16 protein-coding genes are annotated in these 20,891 nt (G+C 67.6%); 3 read left to right on the top strand and 13 right to left on the bottom strand.

Annotated elements, in window-relative coordinates; translation table 11 throughout:
• Positions 1 to 10: 10 nt before the first annotated feature.
• Positions 11 to 805, bottom strand: a complete 795-nt coding sequence (locus tag KDW55_RS03360) for a 5'-methylthioadenosine/adenosylhomocysteine nucleosidase (RefSeq protein WP_212149727.1) — start codon at positions 803 to 805, stop codon at positions 11 to 13.
• Positions 805 to 3,168: a UvrD-helicase domain-containing protein gene (locus tag KDW55_RS03355; RefSeq protein ID WP_212161550.1), complete on the bottom strand. Its 2,364-nt coding sequence runs from the start codon at positions 3,166 to 3,168 to the stop codon at positions 805 to 807. The genes KDW55_RS03360 and KDW55_RS03355 overlap by 1 nt, the downstream gene beginning before the upstream one ends.
• Positions 3,169 to 3,382: 214 nt before the next feature.
• Here KDW55_RS03355 and KDW55_RS03350 point away from each other — a divergent pair, with 214 nt between their 5' ends.
• A complete protein-coding gene (locus KDW55_RS03350) occupies positions 3,383 to 6,250 on the top strand; it encodes a valine--tRNA ligase (RefSeq protein ID WP_040143999.1) in 2,868 nt (955 codons plus the stop codon).
• Positions 6,251 to 6,337: 87 nt separating this feature from the next.
• Positions 6,338 to 7,222 carry a UTP--glucose-1-phosphate uridylyltransferase GalU gene (galU, locus tag KDW55_RS03345; protein ID WP_040143998.1) on the top strand — a complete coding sequence of 295 codons (885 nt, stop codon included), beginning with the start codon at positions 6,338 to 6,340 and terminating at the stop codon, positions 7,220 to 7,222.
• A 63-nt stretch (positions 7,223 to 7,285) separates the two neighbouring features.
• On the opposite strand, the gene KDW55_RS03340 is transcribed toward galU, so the two are convergent.
• The 7 genes from KDW55_RS03340 to KDW55_RS03310 all read right to left on the bottom strand — a co-directional run bounded on the left by KDW55_RS03340 (position 7,286) and on the right by KDW55_RS03310 (position 14,735).
• Complete coding sequence (locus KDW55_RS03340; RefSeq protein ID WP_212161549.1) at positions 7,286 to 7,900, bottom strand: DUF4136 domain-containing protein; 615 nt, start codon at positions 7,898 to 7,900, stop codon at positions 7,286 to 7,288.
• A 37-nt stretch (positions 7,901 to 7,937) separates the two neighbouring features.
• The gene (locus tag KDW55_RS03335) at positions 7,938 to 10,325 is read right to left on the bottom strand and encodes a CHASE2 domain-containing protein (RefSeq protein ID WP_212161548.1); all 2,388 of its coding nucleotides are present in this window, start codon (positions 10,323 to 10,325) and stop codon (positions 7,938 to 7,940) included.
• Positions 10,326 to 10,335: 10 nt separating this feature from the next.
• Positions 10,336 to 11,703, bottom strand: coding sequence for a FecR domain-containing protein (locus KDW55_RS03330; RefSeq protein ID WP_212161546.1), 1,368 nt, complete (start codon positions 11,701 to 11,703; stop codon positions 10,336 to 10,338).
• Positions 11,700 to 12,404 (bottom strand): response regulator transcription factor, encoded by a 705-nt coding sequence (locus KDW55_RS03325; protein ID WP_040143994.1) that lies wholly within the window; start codon positions 12,402 to 12,404, stop codon positions 11,700 to 11,702. Before KDW55_RS03325 ends, KDW55_RS03330 begins: the two co-directional genes overlap by 4 nt.
• Before the next feature lie 268 nt (positions 12,405 to 12,672).
• On the bottom strand, positions 12,673 to 13,176 hold the full coding sequence (locus KDW55_RS03320; RefSeq protein ID WP_069241298.1) for a peptidase: 504 nt from the start codon (positions 13,174 to 13,176) through the stop codon (positions 12,673 to 12,675).
• A gap of 233 nt (positions 13,177 to 13,409) precedes the next feature.
• Positions 13,410 to 13,637 carry a sulfurtransferase TusA family protein gene (locus tag KDW55_RS03315; RefSeq protein ID WP_006753156.1) on the bottom strand — a complete coding sequence of 76 codons (228 nt, stop codon included), beginning with the start codon at positions 13,635 to 13,637 and terminating at the stop codon, positions 13,410 to 13,412.
• Between the two features lie 162 nt (positions 13,638 to 13,799).
• Positions 13,800 to 14,735 (bottom strand): LysR family transcriptional regulator, encoded by a 936-nt coding sequence (locus KDW55_RS03310; RefSeq protein ID WP_069241297.1) that lies wholly within the window; start codon positions 14,733 to 14,735, stop codon positions 13,800 to 13,802.
• Between the two features lie 112 nt (positions 14,736 to 14,847).
• Here KDW55_RS03310 and KDW55_RS03305 point away from each other — a divergent pair, with 112 nt between their 5' ends.
• Positions 14,848 to 16,368 carry a CoA-acylating methylmalonate-semialdehyde dehydrogenase gene (locus KDW55_RS03305; RefSeq protein ID WP_212161544.1) on the top strand — a complete coding sequence of 507 codons (1,521 nt, stop codon included), beginning with the start codon at positions 14,848 to 14,850 and terminating at the stop codon, positions 16,366 to 16,368.
• Between the two features lie 63 nt (positions 16,369 to 16,431).
• Here KDW55_RS03305 and KDW55_RS03300 read toward each other — a convergent pair whose 3' ends face one another.
• The 4 genes from KDW55_RS03300 to KDW55_RS03285 all read right to left on the bottom strand — a co-directional run bounded on the left by KDW55_RS03300 (position 16,432) and on the right by KDW55_RS03285 (position 20,885).
• Complete coding sequence (locus KDW55_RS03300) at positions 16,432 to 17,316, bottom strand: MurR/RpiR family transcriptional regulator (RefSeq protein ID WP_040143990.1); 885 nt, start codon at positions 17,314 to 17,316, stop codon at positions 16,432 to 16,434.
• 306 nt (positions 17,317 to 17,622) lie between these two features.
• Complete coding sequence (locus tag KDW55_RS03295) at positions 17,623 to 18,795, bottom strand: Gfo/Idh/MocA family oxidoreductase (protein WP_209821638.1); 1,173 nt, start codon at positions 18,793 to 18,795, stop codon at positions 17,623 to 17,625.
• Between the two features lie 65 nt (positions 18,796 to 18,860).
• Entirely contained in the window at positions 18,861 to 19,787 is a 927-nt protein-coding gene (locus KDW55_RS03290; protein WP_059547526.1) for a TIM barrel protein, read from the bottom strand.
• A gap of 84 nt (positions 19,788 to 19,871) precedes the next feature.
• Positions 19,872 to 20,885: a Gfo/Idh/MocA family oxidoreductase gene (locus tag KDW55_RS03285; protein WP_069241295.1), complete on the bottom strand. Its 1,014-nt coding sequence runs from the start codon at positions 20,883 to 20,885 to the stop codon at positions 19,872 to 19,874.
• Between the last annotated feature and the right edge of the window lie 6 nt (positions 20,886 to 20,891).

The following is a 20,891-nucleotide window of genomic DNA, read 5'->3' as shown; positions in this document are numbered from 1 at the left end:
GGCGGCGGCTTCAGGCCGCCGTCGTTGCATGCAGCGTCAGGAAACGCTTGAGGATGCCGGACGAATAGCTGCCCGCGATCGCCGACAGGAAGTGCGAGAACGACTGCGTCGCGTGATCGTCGGCCGTGTCGGAGATCGTGCGCACGAGCGCGAACGGCACGTCGTGTTCCGCACACACCTGCGCAATCGCCGCGCCTTCCATCTCGACCGCGAGCGCGTCCGGCAGCGCGTCGCGCAGTGCAACGACCTCGCGCTCGCTCGACACGAAGCGGTCGCCGCTGATGATCAGCCCGCCGTGCAGCGTCGCGCCGGCGAGCCCGAAGCGCTCGGCGAACCGCGCGCCCTCTTCGGCAACGAACAGCGTGCACGCGGCCTTCAGCCGCGCGGTCAATTCCGCGTCGGTCGCGAAGTGCGTGATGCCCAGCAGCGGCACCTCGTAGCGCGGAAACAGCGGCGACGCATCGAGATCGTGCTGCAGCAATGTATCGGCGACGACGACGTCGCCCACGCGCACCGTGCGCGACACGCCGCCCGCGACGCCGGTAAACACGACGCCGGACACGCCGAACACGTGGATCAACGCGCTGACGGTCGCGGCCGCCGCGACCTTGCCGACCCGCGCGAGCGTGACGACGCATGCCGCGCCGTGCACCGTGCCAACGTGATAATCGCGGCGGCCGAGCGTGATCGTCTTCATCGCGCCGTCGGCGCGCATCGCGGCGATCAGATCGCCGAGCTCTTCGGGCAGCGCGGCCAGGATTCCGAGCGGGCCCGTGGCCGCCGTTTCAACCATATCGATGCCCATCACTCCACCGCCTGCAGTTTCGCGACGGCGAGCGCGAGCCACTTCTCGCCGTGCCGCTTGAACTTCACTTGCGCCTTCGCATCGGCGCCGTTGCCTTCGAGCGCGGTGACCGTGCCCTCACCGAACTTGGTATGAAACACCTGCTGGCCGACGCGGAAACCGGTGTCGGCCGCGCGCTGCTTGTCGGCGAACGCGGGCAGCGGCGCGGAAACGGCCGCATCGACGATCTGCTCGCGGCTGCCGCCGCCCGGCCGCGCGAACCAGTCACGGCCCCAGCCGGCGTTGTCCGAGCGGCCGCCCCAGCGCGAGCCCGCCTCGACCTTCGGCGTCAGCCACTTCAGCACGTGCTCGGGCAATTCGTCGAAAAAGCGCGAGCGCACGTTGTAACGCGTCTGGCCATGCAGCATGCGGCTCTGCGCAAACGACAGATAAAGCCGCTCCTTCGCGCGCGTGATCGCGACGTACATCAGCCGGCGCTCCTCCTCGAGGCCGTCCGATTCCAGCACGCTGTTCTCGTGCGGGAACAGCCCTTCCTCGAGGCCGGTGATGAACACCGCCGAGAATTCGAGGCCCTTCGCCGCGTGCACCGTCATCAGCTGGACGGCGTCCTGGCCGGCCTGCGCCTGGTTGTCGCCGGCTTCGAGCGACGCGTGCGACAGGAAGCCGGCGAGCGGCGTCATCGTGTCGGGATTCTGTGCGGGGTCGCCGAGCGGCGCGGGGTCGAGCACGTCGACAGACGGATCGTCCGCATCCACGCCAAGCTCCGGCGCCGCGATCGCCCCCGCGCGCAGCGGAATCGAGCGGGCCGGCGCGTCGAGCCCGTAGCCTTCCTCGCTGACGAACGCGGTGGCCGCGTTCACGAGTTCCTGCAAGTTCTCGAGCCGATCCTGGCCCTCCCGCTCGCTCTGGTAGAAATCGGCGAGGCCGCTCGCACGCACCACGTATTCGACCGTCTCGGGCAGGCTCATCTGCTGCGTCTCGGCACGCATCTTCGCGATCAGTGTCGCGAACGCGCCGAGGCTCGAGCCGGCCTTGCCCGTCACATACGGGATCGCGGCGGCCATCGAGCAATCGTACAGCCGCGCGGCATCCGCGAGCTGCTCGATCGAGCGCGCGCCGATGCCGCGCGTCGGGAAGTTCACCACGCGCGCGAAAGCGGTGTCGTCGTTCGGGTTGTCGATCAGGCGCAGGTACGCGAGCGCATGCTTCACTTCCTGACGCTCGAAGAAGCGCAGGCCGCCGTACACGCGATACGGGATGCCAGACGTCATCAGCGTGTGCTCGATGGCGCGCGACTGCGCATTGCTGCGATAGAGCACAGCGACTTCGCTGCGCGACATCCCGGTGTTGATCAGCGAGCGGATCTCCTCGACGATCCAGCCGGCTTCCTGCGCATCGGTGCTCGCCTCGTACACGCGCACAGGCTCGCCGTGACCGGCGTCGGTGCGCAGGTTCTTGCCGAGGCGGTGCGAATTGTTCGAGATCAGCTGGTTAGCGGCGTCGAGGATGTTGCCGTGAGACCGGTAGTTCTGCTCGAGCTTGATGAGGTTGCGCACGCGGAATTCGTCTTCGAAGTCGCGCATGTTGCCGACGTTCGCGCCGCGGAACGCATAGATCGACTGGTCGTCGTCGCCGACCGCGAAGATCGCGTTCTGGCCGCCCGCGAGCATCTTGAGCCACGCGTACTGCAGCTTGTTGGTGTCCTGGAACTCGTCGACGAGAATGTGCTTGAAGCGCGCCTGGTAGTGCGCGCGCAGCGGCGCGTTGTACGCGAGCAGCTCGTAGCAGCGCAGCAGCAGCTCGGGGAAGTCGACGACGCCCTCGCGCTGGCACTGCTGGTCGTATGCCTGATACAGCTCGACGAACTTGCGGTTGAAGTTGTCGGACGCGTCGACCTTGTCGGGACGCAGCCCCTGCTCCTTCGCGTTGTTGATGAAGTACTGGACGTTCTTCGGCGGGTACTTCTCGTCGTCGACGTTCGCGGCCTTCATCAACCGCTTGATCGCGGACAGCTGGTCGGCCGTGTCGAGGATCTGGAACGTCTGCGGCAGGCCGGCGTCGCGGTAGTGCGCGCGCAGCATCCGGTTGCACAGCCCGTGGAACGTGCCGATCCACATCCCGCGCGTGTCGATCGGCATCATCGCGGACAGTCGCGCCATCATCTCGCGCGCGGCCTTGTTCGTGAACGTGACGGCGAGCACGGTGGCCGGCGATGCATAACCCTGCTGGATCAGCCACGCGATCCGCGTGATCAGCACGCGGGTCTTGCCGCTGCCCGCCCCCGCGAGGATCAGCGCCGGTTCGTTCGGCAGCGTGACGGCGGCGTATTGTTCAGGGTTGAGATTGGCGAGCAGATCGGGCATGGAGCGGCAGCGGACGGGCAAGAAAAATGCGGACCCGCCATTATAAGTCGGCGGCGCGATGCCGTTTCCGCCGCGTTCGCCGCACCGCTGCCGCCGCCGCGCTGCGGCGCTTCGCGACAGGCCCGCGCCGGCACGGCGATGGCTGGCCGATGTGCATCCATTTATAATTGCAGGATTCGGCATCCAATTCACGCATTTTCAGCAAATTTCCAACATGAGCGACAACACGCTGGCGAAGAGTTTCGAGCCCCACACCATCGAGTCCCAATGGGGGCCGGAGTGGGAAAAACGCGGCTACGCCGCGCCGGCATTCGACCCGGCGCGCCCCGATTTCGCGATCCAGCTGCCGCCGCCGAACGTCACCGGCACGCTGCACATGGGCCACGCGTTCAACCAGACGATCATGGACGGCCTCGCCCGCTATCACCGGATGCTCGGCGAGAACACGCTCTGGGTGCCCGGCACGGACCATGCGGGGATCGCGACCCAGATCGTCGTCGAGCGCCAGCTGGATGCGCAGGGCGTGTCGCGGCACGATCTCGGCCGCGAGAAGTTCGTCGAGCGCGTGTGGGAATGGAAGCAGAAGTCCGGTTCGACGATCACGGGCCAGGTGCGCCGCCTCGGCGCATCGACCGACTGGTCGCGCGAATACTTCACAATGGACGACAAGATGTCGGCCGCCGTGCGCGACGTGTTCGTCACGCTGTATGAACAGGGCCTGATCTATCGCGGCAAGCGCCTCGTCAACTGGGATCCGGTGCTGCTCACCGCCGTGTCCGATCTCGAAGTCGTGAGCGAGGAAGAGAACGGCCACCTGTGGCATATCCGTTACCCGCTCGTCGACGGCTCCGGTTCGCTGACCGTCGCGACCACGCGTCCGGAGACGATGCTCGGCGACGTCGCGGTGATGGTCCATCCGGAAGACGAACGCTACGCGCACCTGATCGGCAAGCACGTCACGCTGCCGCTGACGGGCCGCGAGATCCCGGTGATCGCCGACGACTACGTCGACCGCGAATTCGGCACGGGCGTCGTGAAGGTCACGCCCGCGCACGACTTCAACGATTATCAGGTCGGCCTGCGCCACAACCTCGCGCCGATCGAGATCCTGACGCTCGACGCGAAGATCAACGACAACGGCCCCGAGCAGTATCGCGGTCTCGACCGCTTCGACGCGCGCAAGGCGATCGTCGCCGACCTCGATGCGCAGGGCTTCCTCGACTCGGTGAAGCCGCACAAGCTGATGGTGCCGCGCGGCGACCGCACGGGCGTCGTGATCGAGCCGATGCTGACCGACCAGTGGTTCGTCGCGATGACGAAGCCGGCGCCGGAAGGCACGTTCAATCCGGGCAAGTCGATCACCGAAACGTCGCTCGACGTCGTGCGCAACGGCCAGATCAAGTTCGTGCCGGAAAACTGGACGACCACCTACTACCAGTGGCTCGAAAACATCCAGGACTGGTGCATCTCGCGCCAGTTGTGGTGGGGTCACCAGATTCCCGCGTGGTACGGCGAGAACGGCGAGGTGTTCGTCGCGCGCGACGAGGAAGAAGCCCGTGCGAAGGCCGCGGCGAGCGGCTATGCGGGCGCGCTGAAGCGCGACGAGGACGTGCTCGACACGTGGTTCTCGTCCGCGCTCGTGCCCTTCTCTTCGCTCGGCTGGCCGAACGAAACGCCCGAACTTCAGCACTTCCTGCCGTCGTCGGTGCTCGTCACCGGCTTCGACATCATCTTCTTCTGGGTCGCCCGGATGGTGATGATGACGACGCACTTCACCGGCAAGGTGCCGTTCCACACCGTGTACGTGCACGGCCTCGTGCGCGATGCGGAAGGCCAGAAAATGTCGAAGAGCAAGGGCAACACGCTCGACCCGATCGACATCGTCGACGGCATCGACCTCGACACGCTGGTCGCGAAACGCACGACGGGCCTGATGAACCCGAAGCAGGCCGCCACGATCGAGAAGAAGACGCGCAAGGAATTCCCGGACGGCATTCCTGCGTTCGGCACCGATGCGCTGCGCTTCACGATGGCGTCGATGGCGACGCTCGGCCGCAACGTGAACTTCGACCTCGCGCGCTGCGAAGGCTACCGCAATTTCTGCAACAAGCTGTGGAACGCGACGCGCTTCGTGCTGATGAACTGCGAAGGCCACGACTGCGGCGCCGACAAGCCGGAAGTCTGCGGCGCGGGCGACTGCGGCCCGGGCGGCTATCTCGACTTCTCGGCGGCCGACCGCTGGATCGTGTCGCTGCTGCAACGCACCGAGGCCGACATCGCAAAGGGCTTCGCCGACTACCGCTTCGACAATATCGCGACGAGCATCTACAAGTTCGTCTGGGACGAATACTGCGACTGGTATCTCGAACTCGCGAAGGTGCAAATCCAGAACGGCACGCCGGAACAGCAGCGTGCGACGCGCCGCACGCTGCTGCGTGTGCTCGAAACGGTGCTGCGCCTCGCGCACCCGATCATCCCGTTCATCACCGAGGCGCTCTGGCAGAAAGTCGCACCGCTCGCCGGCCGCTATCCGCAGGGCGAGGCCGAGGGCGCCGCGTCGCTGATGACGCAGGCGTATCCGGTTGCGAACCTGCAGAAAATCGACGAGGCGTCCGAACAATGGGCGGCCGACCTGAAGGCGATCGTCGACGCATGCCGCAACCTGCGCGGCGAAATGAACCTGTCGCCGGCAACCAAGGTGCCGCTGCTCGTGGCTGGCGACGCCGAACGCCTGCGTTCGTTCGCACCGTACGTGCAGGCCCTCGCCCGCTTGTCGGAAGTGCAGATCCTCGCGGATGAAGCGACGCTCGACCGGCAAGCGCACGGCGCGCCGATCGCGATCGTCGGCCCGAACAAGCTCGTGCTGAAGGTGGAGATCGACGTCGCGGCCGAGCGCGAGCGCCTGTCGAAGGAAATCGCGCGCCTGACCGGCGAGATCGCGAAATGCAATGCGAAGCTCGGCAACGAGGCGTTCGTCGCGAAAGCGCCGCCGGCCGTGGTCGAGCAGGAGCAAAAGCGGGTCGCGGAATTCCAGAGCACGCTCGACAAGCTGCGCGCGCAGCTCGATCGGTTGCCTGCGTAACAAACGGTAAGGTCGTTTGCGTTCACTATAATCAGGACGTGAACATAAGCCATCTGACAAGTCGATTACAGGAATAAAGGTTCGATCATGTTGAAAGTCACCAAGGCAGTATTCCCCGTCGCCGGCCTCGGCACGCGGTTCCTGCCGGCAACGAAGGCGAGCCCGAAGGAAATGCTGCCCGTCGTCGACAAGCCGCTGATCCAGTACGCAGTCGAGGAAGCGATCGCCGCAGGCATCACCGAAATGATCTTCGTGACCGGGCGCAGCAAGCGCGCGATCGAAGATCACTTCGACAAGTCGTACGAAGTCGAAGCCGAACTGGAAGCGCGCGGCAAGGAGAAGCTGCTCGAACTCGTGCGCAGCATCAAGCCGAGCCACGTCGATTGCTTCTACGTGCGCCAGCCGGAAGCGCTCGGCCTCGGCCATGCGGTGCTGTGCGCGGAGAAGCTGGTCGCCGACAACCCGTTCGCGGTGATCCTCGCCGACGACCTGCTCGACGGCAACCCGCCGGTGATGAAGCAGATGGTCGACGTGTTCGACCACTATCACAGCTCGGTGATCGGCGTGGAAGAGATTCCGCCGTCGGAGACGAAGTCGTACGGGATCGTCGACGGCAAGGAATGGGAAGAGTCGATCGTGAAGATGTCGGCGATCGTCGAGAAGCCGGCGCCGGAAGTCGCGCCGTCGAACCTCGGCGTGGTTGGCCGCTACATCCTGAAGCCGCGGATCTTCGAGCACCTGCGCGCGCTGAAACCGGGCGCGGGCGGCGAGCTGCAGCTCACCGACGCGATCCAGGCGCTGCTTGCCGACGAGCAGGTGCTCGCGTACAAGTACCAGGGCACGCGCTACGACTGCGGCAGCAAGCTCGGCTACCTGAAGGCGACGGTCGAATTCGCGCTGCGCCATCCGGAAGTCGGCACCGAGTTCGACGCGTACCTGCGTGCGCGCGCGAACGCGCAACCGGCCGGCTGAACGCGGCATGGGCCCGCGCCGCGTGCGCGGCGGGCCCCACACACTTGCCTGTCGGCTCGCGCGTCAGCGCACGGCCGCCGGCTTCACCGAGACGACGCCCGGCATTGCGCCCGCGTCGTCTTTTTTCGTCTTCACGAGCCAGCCGTCGCCAGGCCCGAACGGCAGCTTGGCGAGCACGCTCTTCACGAGCGTCGGCGCGGCCTGCCGCGTGCCCGCGTCGCGATCGCGCAGCGACGCCGACACGCGATAGACGTCGGCGCCCGACTTCGCATCGACGAAGCGCAGCGTCAGCACATGGCGGTACACCGTGCCCGTGAACGGCAGCGCGAGCGGCGCCGGCCCGTCGACGGTCACGCACGCGCTGCTCGCCGCGCCGCACTGCTCGGCCGTGGCCGCGACCGACGCCGGCTGCGTCGCATACGCGATCGACAGCCGGTAACGCGCGGCCTGCGCCGGCTGCGCGTCGAAACCGCGGTGCGCGAGTTCGTCGCGCACGAGCGTCTCGATCTGCCGGTAGTCGGCATCGTCGGCCTGCGCGGCCGTGCGGACGAACGCGTAGCCGTGCACGCCCGACGCAAACGCATCCGGCTGCCCGAGCGCGCTCACGCCGGTCGTGACGCCGGCGCAACCCGGCAACAGCGACACCGCCAGCGCGGCCGCTGCCCATTCCTTTCCCATGACTTCCCCCAAATGCCTGCCGTCGCGCCCGGCCCTGTCAGGCGGACGGCTCGTCGATCGCCGGCAGCGACACCGTCACCGCGGTGCCGACGCCGACTTCGCTGTCGACCGTCACGCTGCCGCCATGGCGCGTGACGACCGTCTTCACGAATGCCATGCCGAGCCCCGAACCCGAGATCTCGGGCCGCTCGCCGGCATGGAACCGCTTGAAACGTTCGAACAGATGCCGCTGATCTTCCGGCGCGATCCCGTAGCCCTGATCGCGGACCGTGCAGAACGTCCGTTTCGATGCATGCTCGACCGTCAGCGTACACGTGATCACCGTGTCCGACGGACTGTATTTGACCGCGTTGTTCAGCAGGTTGACGAATGCGCGCGTGATCAGCGAGCGATCGGCACGCGTCCACCCCATGTCGGTACGGATATCGGTATCGATGCGGATGCGCTTGGCCTGCGCCTGCGGCCACACTTCGTCGCTCGCATCGATCAGCACGTCGACGAGGCTCGTCGGCTCGAGCTGGTACGCCTGCGACTCCGCGCGCGCCAGCTGCACGAACTCGTCGGCAAGCGACAGCGCGCGATGCGCATAGCGCTCGATCCGCCCGAGCAGCCCGCGCATCGCATCGGTTTCGACGCGATCCCGCTCGATCTCGACCAGCGCGAGGATCGACGACTGCGGCGAGCGCATGTCGTGCGACAACAGGTGCAGCGCCTCCTCGCGCTGCCGCTCGGCCGCATGCAGCTCGGTCACGTCCACCAGGCCCGCGATCCAGCCGGTCACCCGGCCCTGCGCGTTCGTACATGGCGCGTAGCGTAACAGATGGTCGAGCCCGTCGCGGTCGCGCACCTCGATCCCCCGCGCCATCGCGTCGTGTTCGGCGCCAAGCGTCGGGTCGAGTGCGGCCGGCCAGTGTTCGCGGATCGCGACGTCGTGCTCGGCGTTGCCGTCAACCGTCTTCATGAAGGTCAGCTCGCCGAGCGCCGTGCGCAGCGGCTGCCCTTCCGCCGCCGGCAGCGCGAGCCGCGCGCCGTAGCGCTTTGCCGCATGGTTTGCGATCAGCACGGTGCCGGCCAGGTCGGTCACGAAGATCGGCTCCGGCATGCTGTCGAGGCTGTCCCATACGAAGCGCTTCATGTCCTGCACGCGCTGCGCGGCCTGCGCCATCAGCGCCATTTGCCGCTCGAGCACGTCGCCGCCGACGCTGCGCGTGCGCGGCGCCTCGGGCAGCAGGTGCGGCTCGTCGGCGAGGCGCTGCAGCTCGCGGCGCAGGTACGACATCGTCATCTCGAGGCGCCGCCAGTTCCAGATCGGATACACGGCGATCAGCCCGAAAATCGCAGGCGCGGGCGACAGCCACACGCGCGCCTCGAACAGCAGCGCGACGCTCGCGACGACGGCCAGCGCCGCGAGGCTCAGCGTCAGCAACAGCCCGCGCCACGGCGACAGCATCAGGAAACCGCCGAGCAGCACCGCGAGCGGCAACAGCGACGCGGCGAAGAGCCCGACGCGCGGCACCGGCGTGATCGCGCTGCCGGTCGTCAGCATGTCGAGCACGTTCGCATGGATGTACACGCCGGCAAGCGGGCCGAAGTCGCCCGACACCGGCGTCGCGAATCGGTCGTAAAGCCCCGATGCGGTCACGCCGACGACGACGATCTTGCCGCGCAACGCGTCCGGTTTCACGCGGCCTTTGAGCACGTCGTCGAACGACAGGGTCGGATACGCAGGCGTACTGCGACTGAACGGAATCAGGTAGCGGCCCTCGCCCGCCGCGTCGCGCGCCAGGTCGTGCGCGTTCGGGCCGGGCGCGCCGCCAACCGGATGCAGGCGGCCGGCCTGGATCGCGCGATAGACCGGCACCATCAGTTGCGGCCAGCGCACGCGCCCGTCGCTTTCGAACAGCGCGACACTGCGCACGATGCCGTCGGGATCGACTTCGAGGTTGATGTGGCCGAGTCCCGTCGCGCGTGCCGCGAGTTCGGCCACCGGCGGATCGACGGTACGCGTGCCGTCAGCCTGCTCGGGGCTTAGCAGCACAGGGAGAAACGTCGGCACACGGGCCATCGCGTCGGCGAATGCGCGGTCGTCGGGCGACTGCTCGGTAAACAGCACGTCGTACACGACGGCAGCCGGCTGCGCGCGCGCGAGCGTGTCGAGCAGCCTCGCATGCACGGTCCGCGGCCACGGCCAGCGACCCAGTGCCGCCACGCTAGGGTTGTCGATATCGACGACGACGACATCGGGCGACAGCGGCAGGCTGCGCAGCATCAGCAACCGGTCGTAGATCAACCCGTCGACGCTCGACGACAGCCGGCCGAGCGCGCATGCGAGGATTACCGCGATCCCCAGACAGCCGATCGCGATCCATTCGATGAGGAAGCGGCGGCCGAGGCGCCGCCGCGGGGAAACGGATTCGGGTTTCATGCGCCGCGGGTCAGCGCGACAACGTGAACGCGCTGACCGGACTCGTCTTCTGATAGAACTTGCCGCCGTCGAACTCCTCGACCGTCACTGCCCAGTAGTAGTCGCCGGGCGGCAGGTGCGCGACGGAGATCTTGCGCGCCTGCAGGCCGACCTGGTCGACGACGGGCGCACTGAGGTCTTTCGACCGCGACAGCACGAACCGGTAGCGCGCGTCCTTGCCCGCGCCGTTCGGCGACCAGCGGAACTCGTAGCCTTCGGCGCCCGGCGACGCGGTCGCGTCGAGCCCCATCTGACGCCGCTCGAACGCATAGATGCGCGGCATGCCTTCGAGGCCGTTCGCGTCGATCGCGGCGATTCGCACGAAGTACGTGCCGTTCGGTACGTCGCGGAACACCGCGCGCGACGAATCGGTTCGCGTTTCGCGGAACACGTTCAGCAGGCCCGCGTCGTGCGCGAGCTGCAGGCGGTACGCGCGCGCATCCGCAAGCGGCGCGATGTCGAACGCGATGTCCGGCTCGTCCTGCACCTTGTCGGGATGCACGAGCGCCGGTGCGGACAGCAGCTGCACGGGCGCGCCAACCGCCCCGGACGACGTCGCGACGCTGCCGAAGCTCGCATGCACGAGCGTCGGGTCGGCCGGGCGCCGCGTGCCCGCTACGCCGACGGTGCCGTCGAGCACTTCGACGCGCGTCGCCGCATTGCCGGCCGCGTCGTAGTTCACGCGGAACCGCGTGCCGCGCACGCCGGCCACGACCGACGGCGAGCGGATCTGAAAGCGGTCGTCGCGCTTCTTCAGATGGGTGACTTCGCTGTCGACCGAGCCGCGCGTGAGCTCGAATTCGCGATCGAGCGTGCCGGTCAGCACGGTGCGGCGCAGCGTCTTCAGATCGAGCTGGCTGTCGGGCGGCATGCTCATGTGCGTGCCGTCGGCCAGTTCGAGCGTCACGAAACCGTTCGCGCCGGTGCGCACGCGATCGCCCTCGCCGAGCGTCGCATCGTTCGCGAGCGGCGCATACGCACCGCCGGACGCGCGCTCGGCCGAACCCTGCACAGCGACGACGCGCGCGGTCAGCTTTTCCTTGCGCAAACGCGCAACCGGCAGCTTCAGCGCGATGCCAGGCTGCAGACGCTTCGGTGCGGGCACGCCGTTGAGCTGTTGCAGCAATTGCCAGTCGTCCGGCCCCTGCAGATAGCGTGCGGCGACGTCGTACAGCGTGTCGCCGGCATGCGTGCGATAGACGACCGTCTTCCCTGCTGCGGCGGGCGGCTGGGCGGCGGCCTGCTGCGCAGCGCATGCGGACGCGAACGCGACCGCGCACGCCACGCGCAATGCGGCCGTGCGCGGGGCCGCCGTGCGCTGCGCGATTCCCGCGGTCACTCCGGTTCTCCGTGGCCGACCCGCTCGAGCCTGTAGCCGTAACCGTAGATCGGCGCGAGACGATAGCCGTTCTCCGGCCGCAGGCCGAGCTTCGTGCGCAGCATCGAGATGTGCGTATCCATCGTACGCGACGGAATGTCCGTCGCCTGCTTCCACACCAGATCCAGGATGTGCGCACGCGACAGCGGCCGGTCGAGATGCTGGAACAGCAGCAGCGCGAGCTCGAACTCCTTCTGCGTGAGGCTCACGGGCTTGTCGCCGACATACGCCTGCTTCAGGTTCACGTCGAAGCGGAACTGGTCGAATTCGCGTACGGTCGCCTCGGCGTTGACCGGATACGCGCGACGCAGCAGCGAGCCGATGCGCGCGCGCAGGATCGGGCCGGAGACGGGCTTGACCACGTAATCGTCGGCGCCGGCGTTGAGGATCTGCGTGATCCCCGCCTCGTCGTCGCGACTCGTCATGAAGATGATCGGCAGGCTGTGCTCGGTCTGGTTCGCACGCACCCACTTGAGCACTTCCTCGCCGGACATGTCCGGCACGTTCCAGTCGAGCACGAGCAGATCGAACGTCTCCCGTTGCAGACGCTTCTTCAGCGCCTTGCCTTCCTTGAACGCATAGCAAGTGTGGCCGGCGGCCGTCAGCGTTTGACTGACGAAATCCGTCTGGGCCGGATCGTCATCCAGTACAGCAATTCTCATAGCACCCCGCAAATCGAAATCGATTCGTCCAGTTCAGCTTCCGCGCTCACACCGCCGCGCGCCATGCGCGTGCACGGCCCCCGACACCGGCCGGAGAGCCGCCATTTGCCGCCCGCGCAAGCTGCGCGGCGCGACGCCCCGGTAAATATCTCAAAAACGGGGCACGGACGAACCGGCGATTTCATCATAGTAGTATGAAATTCGCCGAGAAATTGCGCGGACTACGGTCCTTTGTTCGAATAATCCTTCCCGTCGCGCGCTCACGCGCTTAATCGACACCTGCGACACCTGCGACACCTGCGACGCCTGCGCCGACGGCCGGCTCGGCCCAATCGGCGGCCGACGCGCATCGCAGCCGGTCAGCCGGCAATGCGTCGGCCTGCGGTTGCGTCGGCCGCCGCAGCACGGGTTGCCCCTGCCCCAGCATCCGCTCCAGCTGCCCTCGCACGCGCTCCCAAGCCGTGGCCGCATAGTCCGGCTGGCTCGCCGCCCACGCGTGGGCCAGATCGAACACCCGCTCGACGGTCGCCCCGCAATACGTAACCGTAACGCCCGCGCCGTCGATTTGCGCGGCGTCCCGCAGACGTTCGTCGATCGACTCGGCGAGCCACGGCATCTCGGCCGCCGCCGAATCCGCATACGCCTCCAGCGCGGCACGCGCGTGGCGATCCTGTTGCGGATCGAGTTCGATCCGGCTCAAGCCGACCGCATGGGCGGCCAACGTGCATTCCGCCGCGGACGGACTTCGAATGGTCCCTGGTCTGAAGGACATGTCCTCTCCCCGTTTGTACGACGGTAGCGTCACGCTCGACCCTGGCCTGCGTCGTCCGACGTACCGTGGCCGGTGCATCCATCCGAGACGGACGACCGGCCGGGTCAGTATACGCAGCCCGTCGCAACGCGAGGTTTAAGAATTGTCAGAGGCGCGAAGCCTTCGGTGGCGCGGCACGACCGCAGCGGGACCCTGCCCGGCGACGTGCCGCGAGAGGCGCGTGATGCGGGCCGTCAGCGGCGGCGCATCAGGAACACGAACGTCTTGTCCTGCGTCGTCACTTCGACGATCTCGTTGCCCGTCTGCTTCGCGAACGCGGCGAAATCGCGCTGTGAGCCCGGATCGGTCGCGAGCACCTTGAGGATCTGCCCGCTTTCCATATCGGCGAGCGCTTTCTTCGCGCGCAGGATCGGCAACGGGCAATTGAGCCCGCGCGCGTCCACTTCCTTGTGAATCTGCATCGGCTGTCGACCTTCGAATGACGCGCCCCACGGGCGCGGGAGGAAGCGGCGATTTTACCGCAGCGCGGCCGCGGCTGCCCGCGCTGGCGGCGGCCGCACCGGACCGCTGCGGCGGATGCGCACTGGCCCGTACTTGCCGCTCACGCAGCCTTCAGGCGCCCTTCACACGCTCGAGAAACCGCCGGCGAGCCGCTCCCGCAAATGCCGCACCAGCGCGCGCACCGCGCTTGGCACGACGGCGCTGTACGGCCGGATCGCGAAGATGTGTTCGCCGAACGCGCCCGACGGCCGCCAGCCGTCGAGCAATGCAACAAGCCGGCCGGCGTCGAGATCGCGCCGTGCGCTGAAATCGGGCAGCAGCGCGATGCCGAGCCCGCCGAGCGCGGCCTCGCGCATCGCCTCGCTGTTGTTCGCCGCGAAGCTGCCGCGCACCGGCACGCTCACCCGCTGGCGCCGCCTTCCGTCCGGCTCGAAGCTCCACGCGGCCGGCTCGTTGTCGCGCAGGTAGCACAGGCAGCTGTGCTCGACCAGCTCGCTCGGGTGGCGCGGCGCGCCTCGCGCGTCCAGGTAGTCGCGGCTCGCAACCAGCAGCGAGCGCGTATCGCACAGTTTCCACGCGACGTGCGTCTGCGGCGCGGTGGTCGTGTGGCGGATTGCGAGGTCGAAACCCTCGTGCGTCAGCGAATGCAGCCGGTCGGACAAGTCGAGCTCGATGTGCACGCCCGGATGCTGCCGCAGGAACTCCGGCAGGTGCGGCACGATCTGCTGGCGCCCGAGCGCAACGGGCGCGGTCACGCGCAGCAACCCGCGCGGTTCGCCGGCCAGATCCTTCACGCGCGCGAAGTGCTGGCCGATCGACTCGAACGCGTCGCGCGTGCTGTCGACCAGCGTCTGGCCAGCGTCGGTGAGCCGCACGCTGCGCGTCGTGCGCCGCACGAGCGGCACGCCGGCCGCCTTCTCGAGATCGGCGATGCGCTGGCTCATCGCGGCCTTGCTGATGCCCAGCCGCTGCGCGGCGGCCGTGAAGCTGCCTGCCGCGGCAAGCACCGTCAACGAATGGATATGCGGCCACAGCGCCTGGACATTTTGCTGATTCATCCAGCGATTATTCAGAATTCTGAACAGTGAATCAAGCCGCGCGGCCTTCTCCCGCCTCCCCGCTTTGCCTAGACTAGGTTCCGTCCACCCCCAATCCCGCCAGGAGACACGCATGACCACGGTTCCCGCCTACACGTCCGACGCCGACGTCGGCCACTACATCGACGGCGCGCCCGTTGCCGGCCGCAGCGGCCGCTTCCAGGACGTCTTCAATCCGGCGCTCGGCCGTGCGGTGCGCCGCGTCGCACTCGCAGCCGACGACGAAGTGCAGCGCGCCGTCGCGTCGGCCCGTGCGGCGTTTCCGGCCTGGGCCGACACGCCGCCGATCCGCCGCGCGCGCGTGCTGCACCGCTTCCTGCAGCTGATGAACGAACACCGCGACACGCTTGCGGCGATCATCACTGCCGAGCACGGCAAGGTGTTCTCCGATGCGCAAGGCGAGGTCGCGCGCGGCATCGACATCATCGAATTCGCGTGCGGCGTGCCGCAACTGCTGAAGGGCGACTTCACCGACCAGGTCAGCACCGGGATCGACAACTGGACGATGCGCCAGCCGCTCGGCGTCGTCGCGGGCATCACGCCGTTCAACTTCCCGTGCATGGTGCCGTGCTGGATGTTCCCGGTCGCGCTTGCGACGGGCAACACGTTCGTGCTGAAGCCGAGCGAGCGCGCCCCGTCGGCCGCGCTGTTCATCGCCGACCTGCTTGCGCAGGCAGGGCTGCCCGCCGGCGTATTCAACGTCGTGCAGGGCGACAAGGGCGCCGTCGACGCGCTCCTCGATCATCCGGACGTGCAGGCCGTCAGCTTCGTCGGCTCGACGCCGATCGCGGCGTACGTGCAGCAGCGCGCGGTGCAGTCCGGCAAGCGCGTGCAGGCGCTCGGCGGTGCGAAGAACCACCTCGTCGTGATGCCCGACGCGAACATCGAGCAGGCCGTCGACGCGCTGATCGGCGCCGCCTACGGCTCGGCCGGCGAACGTTGCATGGCGATCAGCATCGCGGTGCTGGTTGGCGACGTGGCCGACAAGATCGTGCCGGCGGTCGCCGAGCGCGCACGCAAGCTGGTGATCGGCGACGGGATGTCGCCGGAAGTGGAGATGGGCCCGATCGTCACCGGCGACGCGCTCAAGCGCATCGAAGGCTATATCGAACAAGGGGTCGCCGAAGGCGCGCAGCTGGTGGTCGACGGGCGCGGGTTGCGCGTGCCGGGCCGCGACGCAGGCTTCTTCACCGGCGGCACGCTGTTCGATCACGTGCGCCCCGACATGCGCATCTACAAGGAAGAGATCTTCGGGCCGGTGCTCGGCTGCGTGCGCGTGAAGGACTTCGGCGAAGCCGTCGACCTGATCAATGCGCATGAATTCGGCAACGGCGTTTCATGCTTCACGAGCGACGGCGGCATCGCGCGCGAATTCGCACGACGCATCCAGGTCGGCATGGTCGGCATCAACGTGCCGATTCCGGTGCCGATGGCCTGGCACGGCTTCGGCGGCTGGAAGAAAAGCCTGTTCGGCGACATGCATGCATACGGCGAAGAAGGCGTGCGCTTCTATACGCGCCAGAAATCGGTGATGCAGCGCTGGTCGTCGAGCATCGGCAAGGGCGCCGAATTCGCGATGCCGACCGCGAAGTAAGTGACGAGCCACGCGCCGCCCGCCAACCCAATGCGCGGGCGGCGCGCCAACGGAAGGCCGGTGTCAGCCGGCCTTCGTGCCGTGTGCGCCGTCGGCGGTCGGCAGGTAAGACAGCTCGAGCCGGTACGCGAGCGCCACGAACAGGCTCTGCGCGAGCCCCATCGTCGCGGTCAGCGCGCGAAACCCGAACGTCGCGCTCTCCTGCACCATCAGCGTCACCTCCGCCACCCGCGCGAGCGGGCTCATCCGGCTGTCGGTGATCGCGATCAGCCGCGCGCCGCGCTGCACGGCCTGCTGCGCGACCTGCACCGTCTCTTCCGCGTACGGCATGAACGAGATCACGATCATCACGTCGCCGGCGCGCACCGAGCGGATCTGCCCGAGATGCATGCTGCCCAGCGCGCTGAACAGACCGATACGCTTGTCGGTGTGCTGCAGCGCATAGTCGAGATACACGGCGATCGGAAACGCGCGGCGCGAGCCGGCAATCCAGATCGCCTGCGTGTCGGCGAGTAGATCGACGGCCTGCGCGAGCGCGTGCGGGTCGAGGGTCTGCCGCAGCTGCTGCATCCCGGCAATGCTGCCCTTGATGAATTCATCGGCGATCTGCTCCGGCTGCAGGCTCGACTCGCCCGATTCGATCACGTCGCGCAGCCGCAGGCTGTACGCGCGACCCGGCGCGATCTGCTGGGCCAGCCCCTCGCGGAACAGCCGCTGCATCTCGGAAAAGCCGGAAAAGCCGAAATGCTTCGCGAACCGGACGACGGCCGACGGCTGCACGCCGCACGCCTCCGCAAGCGACTGGATGCCTTCCAGGCCCAGTTGGTCCCGATGCGTTTCCACATGACGCGCAATCACCTTCAGGCGATTGCTGAGGCCGTCGTACTCCTGCGTCAGATGCTGCAGGAACGCCTCGACGGTGGCGGGTGGTTTGTCGGATGAACTCATCGGATAGCGCGAAGTTGACGGCCCGATGCGCGCGCCGCCTGCGCGTGCGCCCGGGACTCACCTGTGGACATGCATGAAGGGCGAATTTAATCACGTTTGCGGCACGGCCTGCGCCGCACCCTCGCTCCCACGCGCTCGATCATCACCTGCACACGCTCCGCGGCCGGAATGGAAACGATTTTCCAACGCGGTTGCGGCGCCGTAAAGATTAGGGCGTCTACCGAGGCCGATGCGCACCGCCACGCCGCGGGCCGCCCGCAGCCACGCCGGAGCGCCGGCCGACGCCGCGCATCGACCGGCGCCGGCTCATCGATAGTCGACCCACACGCCGCCCGCATCGGCGGACCGCACGCAGTTCTCCACCCACCGCACGCCTTCGACGCCTGCGTGGACGTCCGGAAAGCGGATGCGCTTCAACGTCTGCGCGTCGCCGCGATCGGCGGCGTCCATCGCGAGCGCGAAGCGCGCGTACAGATTCGACCACGCCTCGAACAGCCCTTCCGGATGCCCGGCGCCGATGCGGTCTTCGCGCGTCGCGTTCGGATGCAGGTACGGCATCCCGCGATCGAGCACCTGTGCAGGCTGCCCCTGGATCTCGTAGCGCAACTGGTTCGGATGTTCGTCCCACCATTCGACGCTCGCCTTCGACCCGATGACGCGGACCTTCTGCCCGTGCATCGACCCTGCATTCACCGCGCTCGACCACACGTAACCGATCGCGCCCGTGTCGTACTCCATGATCGTGAACGCGTTGTCCTCCAGCGGCGCGCGGCTCTTCACGAAGCTCTGCCGCGAGCACATCAGCCGCTTGATCTTGAGTTCGGGCGCCATCACTTCGGAGATGTACAGCGGGTGGGTGCCGATGTCGCCGAGCACGTAGCTCGGCCCCGCGAACCTGGGGTCGACACGCCAGCGCGCCGCCGCGCTCGCCGCTTCGACGCCGTCGCTATGAAAGCCGTGCGCGAACTGCATCTGCACGATCCGGATGTCGCCGAGATCGCCGCGCGCGATCATTTCCCGCGCCTGCTCGATCATCTGGTGTCCCGAATAGCCGTACGCAACGCCGACGATGCGGTTCTTCTCGACCGACAGCCGTTGCAGCGTCTCGGCCTCCCCGGTCGTGAAGCAAAGCGGCTTCTCGCATACGACGTGCAGCCCCGCGTTCAGCGCCGCTCGGCAAATTTCGAAGTGCGTGTTGTTCGGCGTCGCGATCGACACCGCGCGGATGCCGTCGGCGCGCTTCGCCTCGGCGTCGAACATCGTCCGGTAGTCGGGATAGCAGCGGTCCGCGGCAACGCCGAGCTTCACGCCGAACTGCCGCCCGCGTTCGGGATCGATGTCGAAGGCGCCGGCAACGAGCTGGAAGCTGCCGTCGCGCAATGCGGCCGACCGGTGGCTGTAGCCGATCTGGCTGCCAAGCCCGCCGCCGACCATGCCCCAGCGAATCGAATGTCCGAGCAGAATCTGTCCGTCGATCATGATTGTCGTGTTCCTGTCCGTGTTCAGCATTCAGAGTGTGTGCAGACGACCGGGCCGACGCCCGCTTACGCGAAGCCGGCCGATGCGAGAAACGCGCGGCTTGCCGCGACGTCGCGCAGGCTCGTACCGGCGTTGCGCGGATCGCGCTCCTGTTCGATCGTGATGTAGCCCGCATACCCGATGTCGTCGAGCGCGCGGCGGATCGCGCGGTAGTCGAGCACGCCGGTGCCGATCGGGCACATCACGCCGCGCGCGCACGCCGCGAAAAACGCAATGTGCTCACGCATCACCGCGTCGTAGACGGCGCCGTCGATATCCTTGAAATGCACGTAGTCGAGCCGCGCCGCGTGGCGGTGCAGCCATGTCTCGGGATCCATCCCCGAGTAGTACAGGTGGCCCGTGTCGAGACAGAGGCCCGCCGTATCGGCCGCGATGTCGGCGACGATCCGGTCGATTTCGTCTGCGAATTCGATGTAGCCGCCCGCATGCGGATGGATCACCGCGCGCACGCCGAATTCGTCGCGCGCGAGCGTCGCAATCTCGCGAATGTGGTCGACCATCCGCGCCCAGCGGTCGGCGGACAGGCGCGGTGCGCGATCGCCATGGCCGGCCGCGTAGTCGCGCTCGTCATGTCCCCAGTCGATCACGACCAGATACGGCGCCGCGTAACGCTGGCCAGGCTGCGTCGGCAGCTTCGGCAACTGCGTGATCAGCGCACAGATCTCGCGCGTCTGGCGCAGCAGGTTCGGCAGGTTCTCCGGCGAAACCAGGTCGTCGAAGATCGTGCCGGCGGTGATGCTCAAATGCTGCCGTTCGAGCTCGGCGCTCACCACGTCGAGCTCGAGCGGGATATAGCCGTACGGGCCGAGCTCGATGCCCGAATAGCCGGCCTGTGCCGCTTCGGCGAGCACGTGCCGCCACGGCGGCAGGTGCGGGTTCTTTACGTCGTCGACGCCCCAGCAGCAGGGCGCGCAGCCAATCTTCATCGTCATGTCGGTCGGTCCGGCAGAGAAGCGGCGCATGGCCGCAAGTGGGCCGCAGGCACGCGCGGCCCGGTGTGAACGTGTTCGGCGGGTTCAGCCGCGATAAAACGCCGGGCGTTCGGCCATCGTGATCGGCTCGACCGCACCGCTGCGCTGCGCGCGCACGCATGCGTCGGCCGCGACCGCCGCCGCATAGCCGTCCCACGCGGACGGGCCGGTCAGCGCCCCTTGTTGCACGCCGTCGATGAATGCCTGCAGTTCGACGTCGTACGAAGCGATGAAACGCTCCTTCCAGTCGGTCATGATCTCGACCGAGCGCCGCGCCGCATGCTTGAGCCCAACCGCGGGCGGATCGGGCAGTTTCGCGATGCCGTTTTCGCCGACCACCTCGCACTGGATGTCGTAGCCATACTGGCAGTTCACGAAGATCTCGACGTCGATGCGCACGCCGCTCGCGGTTTCGAGCAGCACGATCTGCGGATCGGCGAGATGCGCGCTCGCGTGGCGCGTCTTCTTCGGATAGACGACCTGCGCGCTCGTGTAGTCCTCGCCGAGCAGCCAGCGCAGCACGTCGAGCTCGTGGATCAGCGTGTCGGTGATCGCCATGTCGGTCGTATAGCGCTCGCCGACCGACTGGTTGCGATGCGCGCAATGCAGCATCAGCGGCGCACCGATCTCGCCGCCGTCGATCACGCGCTTGAGCGCGCGATAGCCTTCGTCGTACGGACGCATGAAGCCGACCTGCACGAGCCGCTTGCCGTGCGCGAGTTCCGCCTCGACGATGCGCATGCAGCCTTCGGCCGTCACCGCAAGCGGTTTCTCGCAAAACACCGGCTTGCCGAGCGCGATCGCGTCGAGCACGAACGCCTCGTGCGTCGGCCCCCACGACGTGACGAGCACGGCCTGCACGTCGGCGGCGGCGACCACGTCATGGCCGTCGCCGTATATTTCCGCGTCGAGCCCGTACTTCGTCACCGCATCGCGCGCGTGCTGCGCATCGATGTCGTTGACGGCCACCACGCGCGCGCCGGATAGCGTGCGCGTGAGCCTGCGGATATGATCCTGGCCGATCGCGCCGCAGCCGATCACGCCGATTTGCAAGGTCATCCGGGT

Origin of the sequence: Burkholderia sp. AU19243 (genome assembly GCF_018148075.1) — a bacterium.
GTDB lineage: Bacteria > Pseudomonadota > Gammaproteobacteria > Burkholderiales > Burkholderiaceae > Burkholderia > Burkholderia latens_A.
This window is presented reverse-complemented; position numbering and strand designations above follow the sequence as displayed.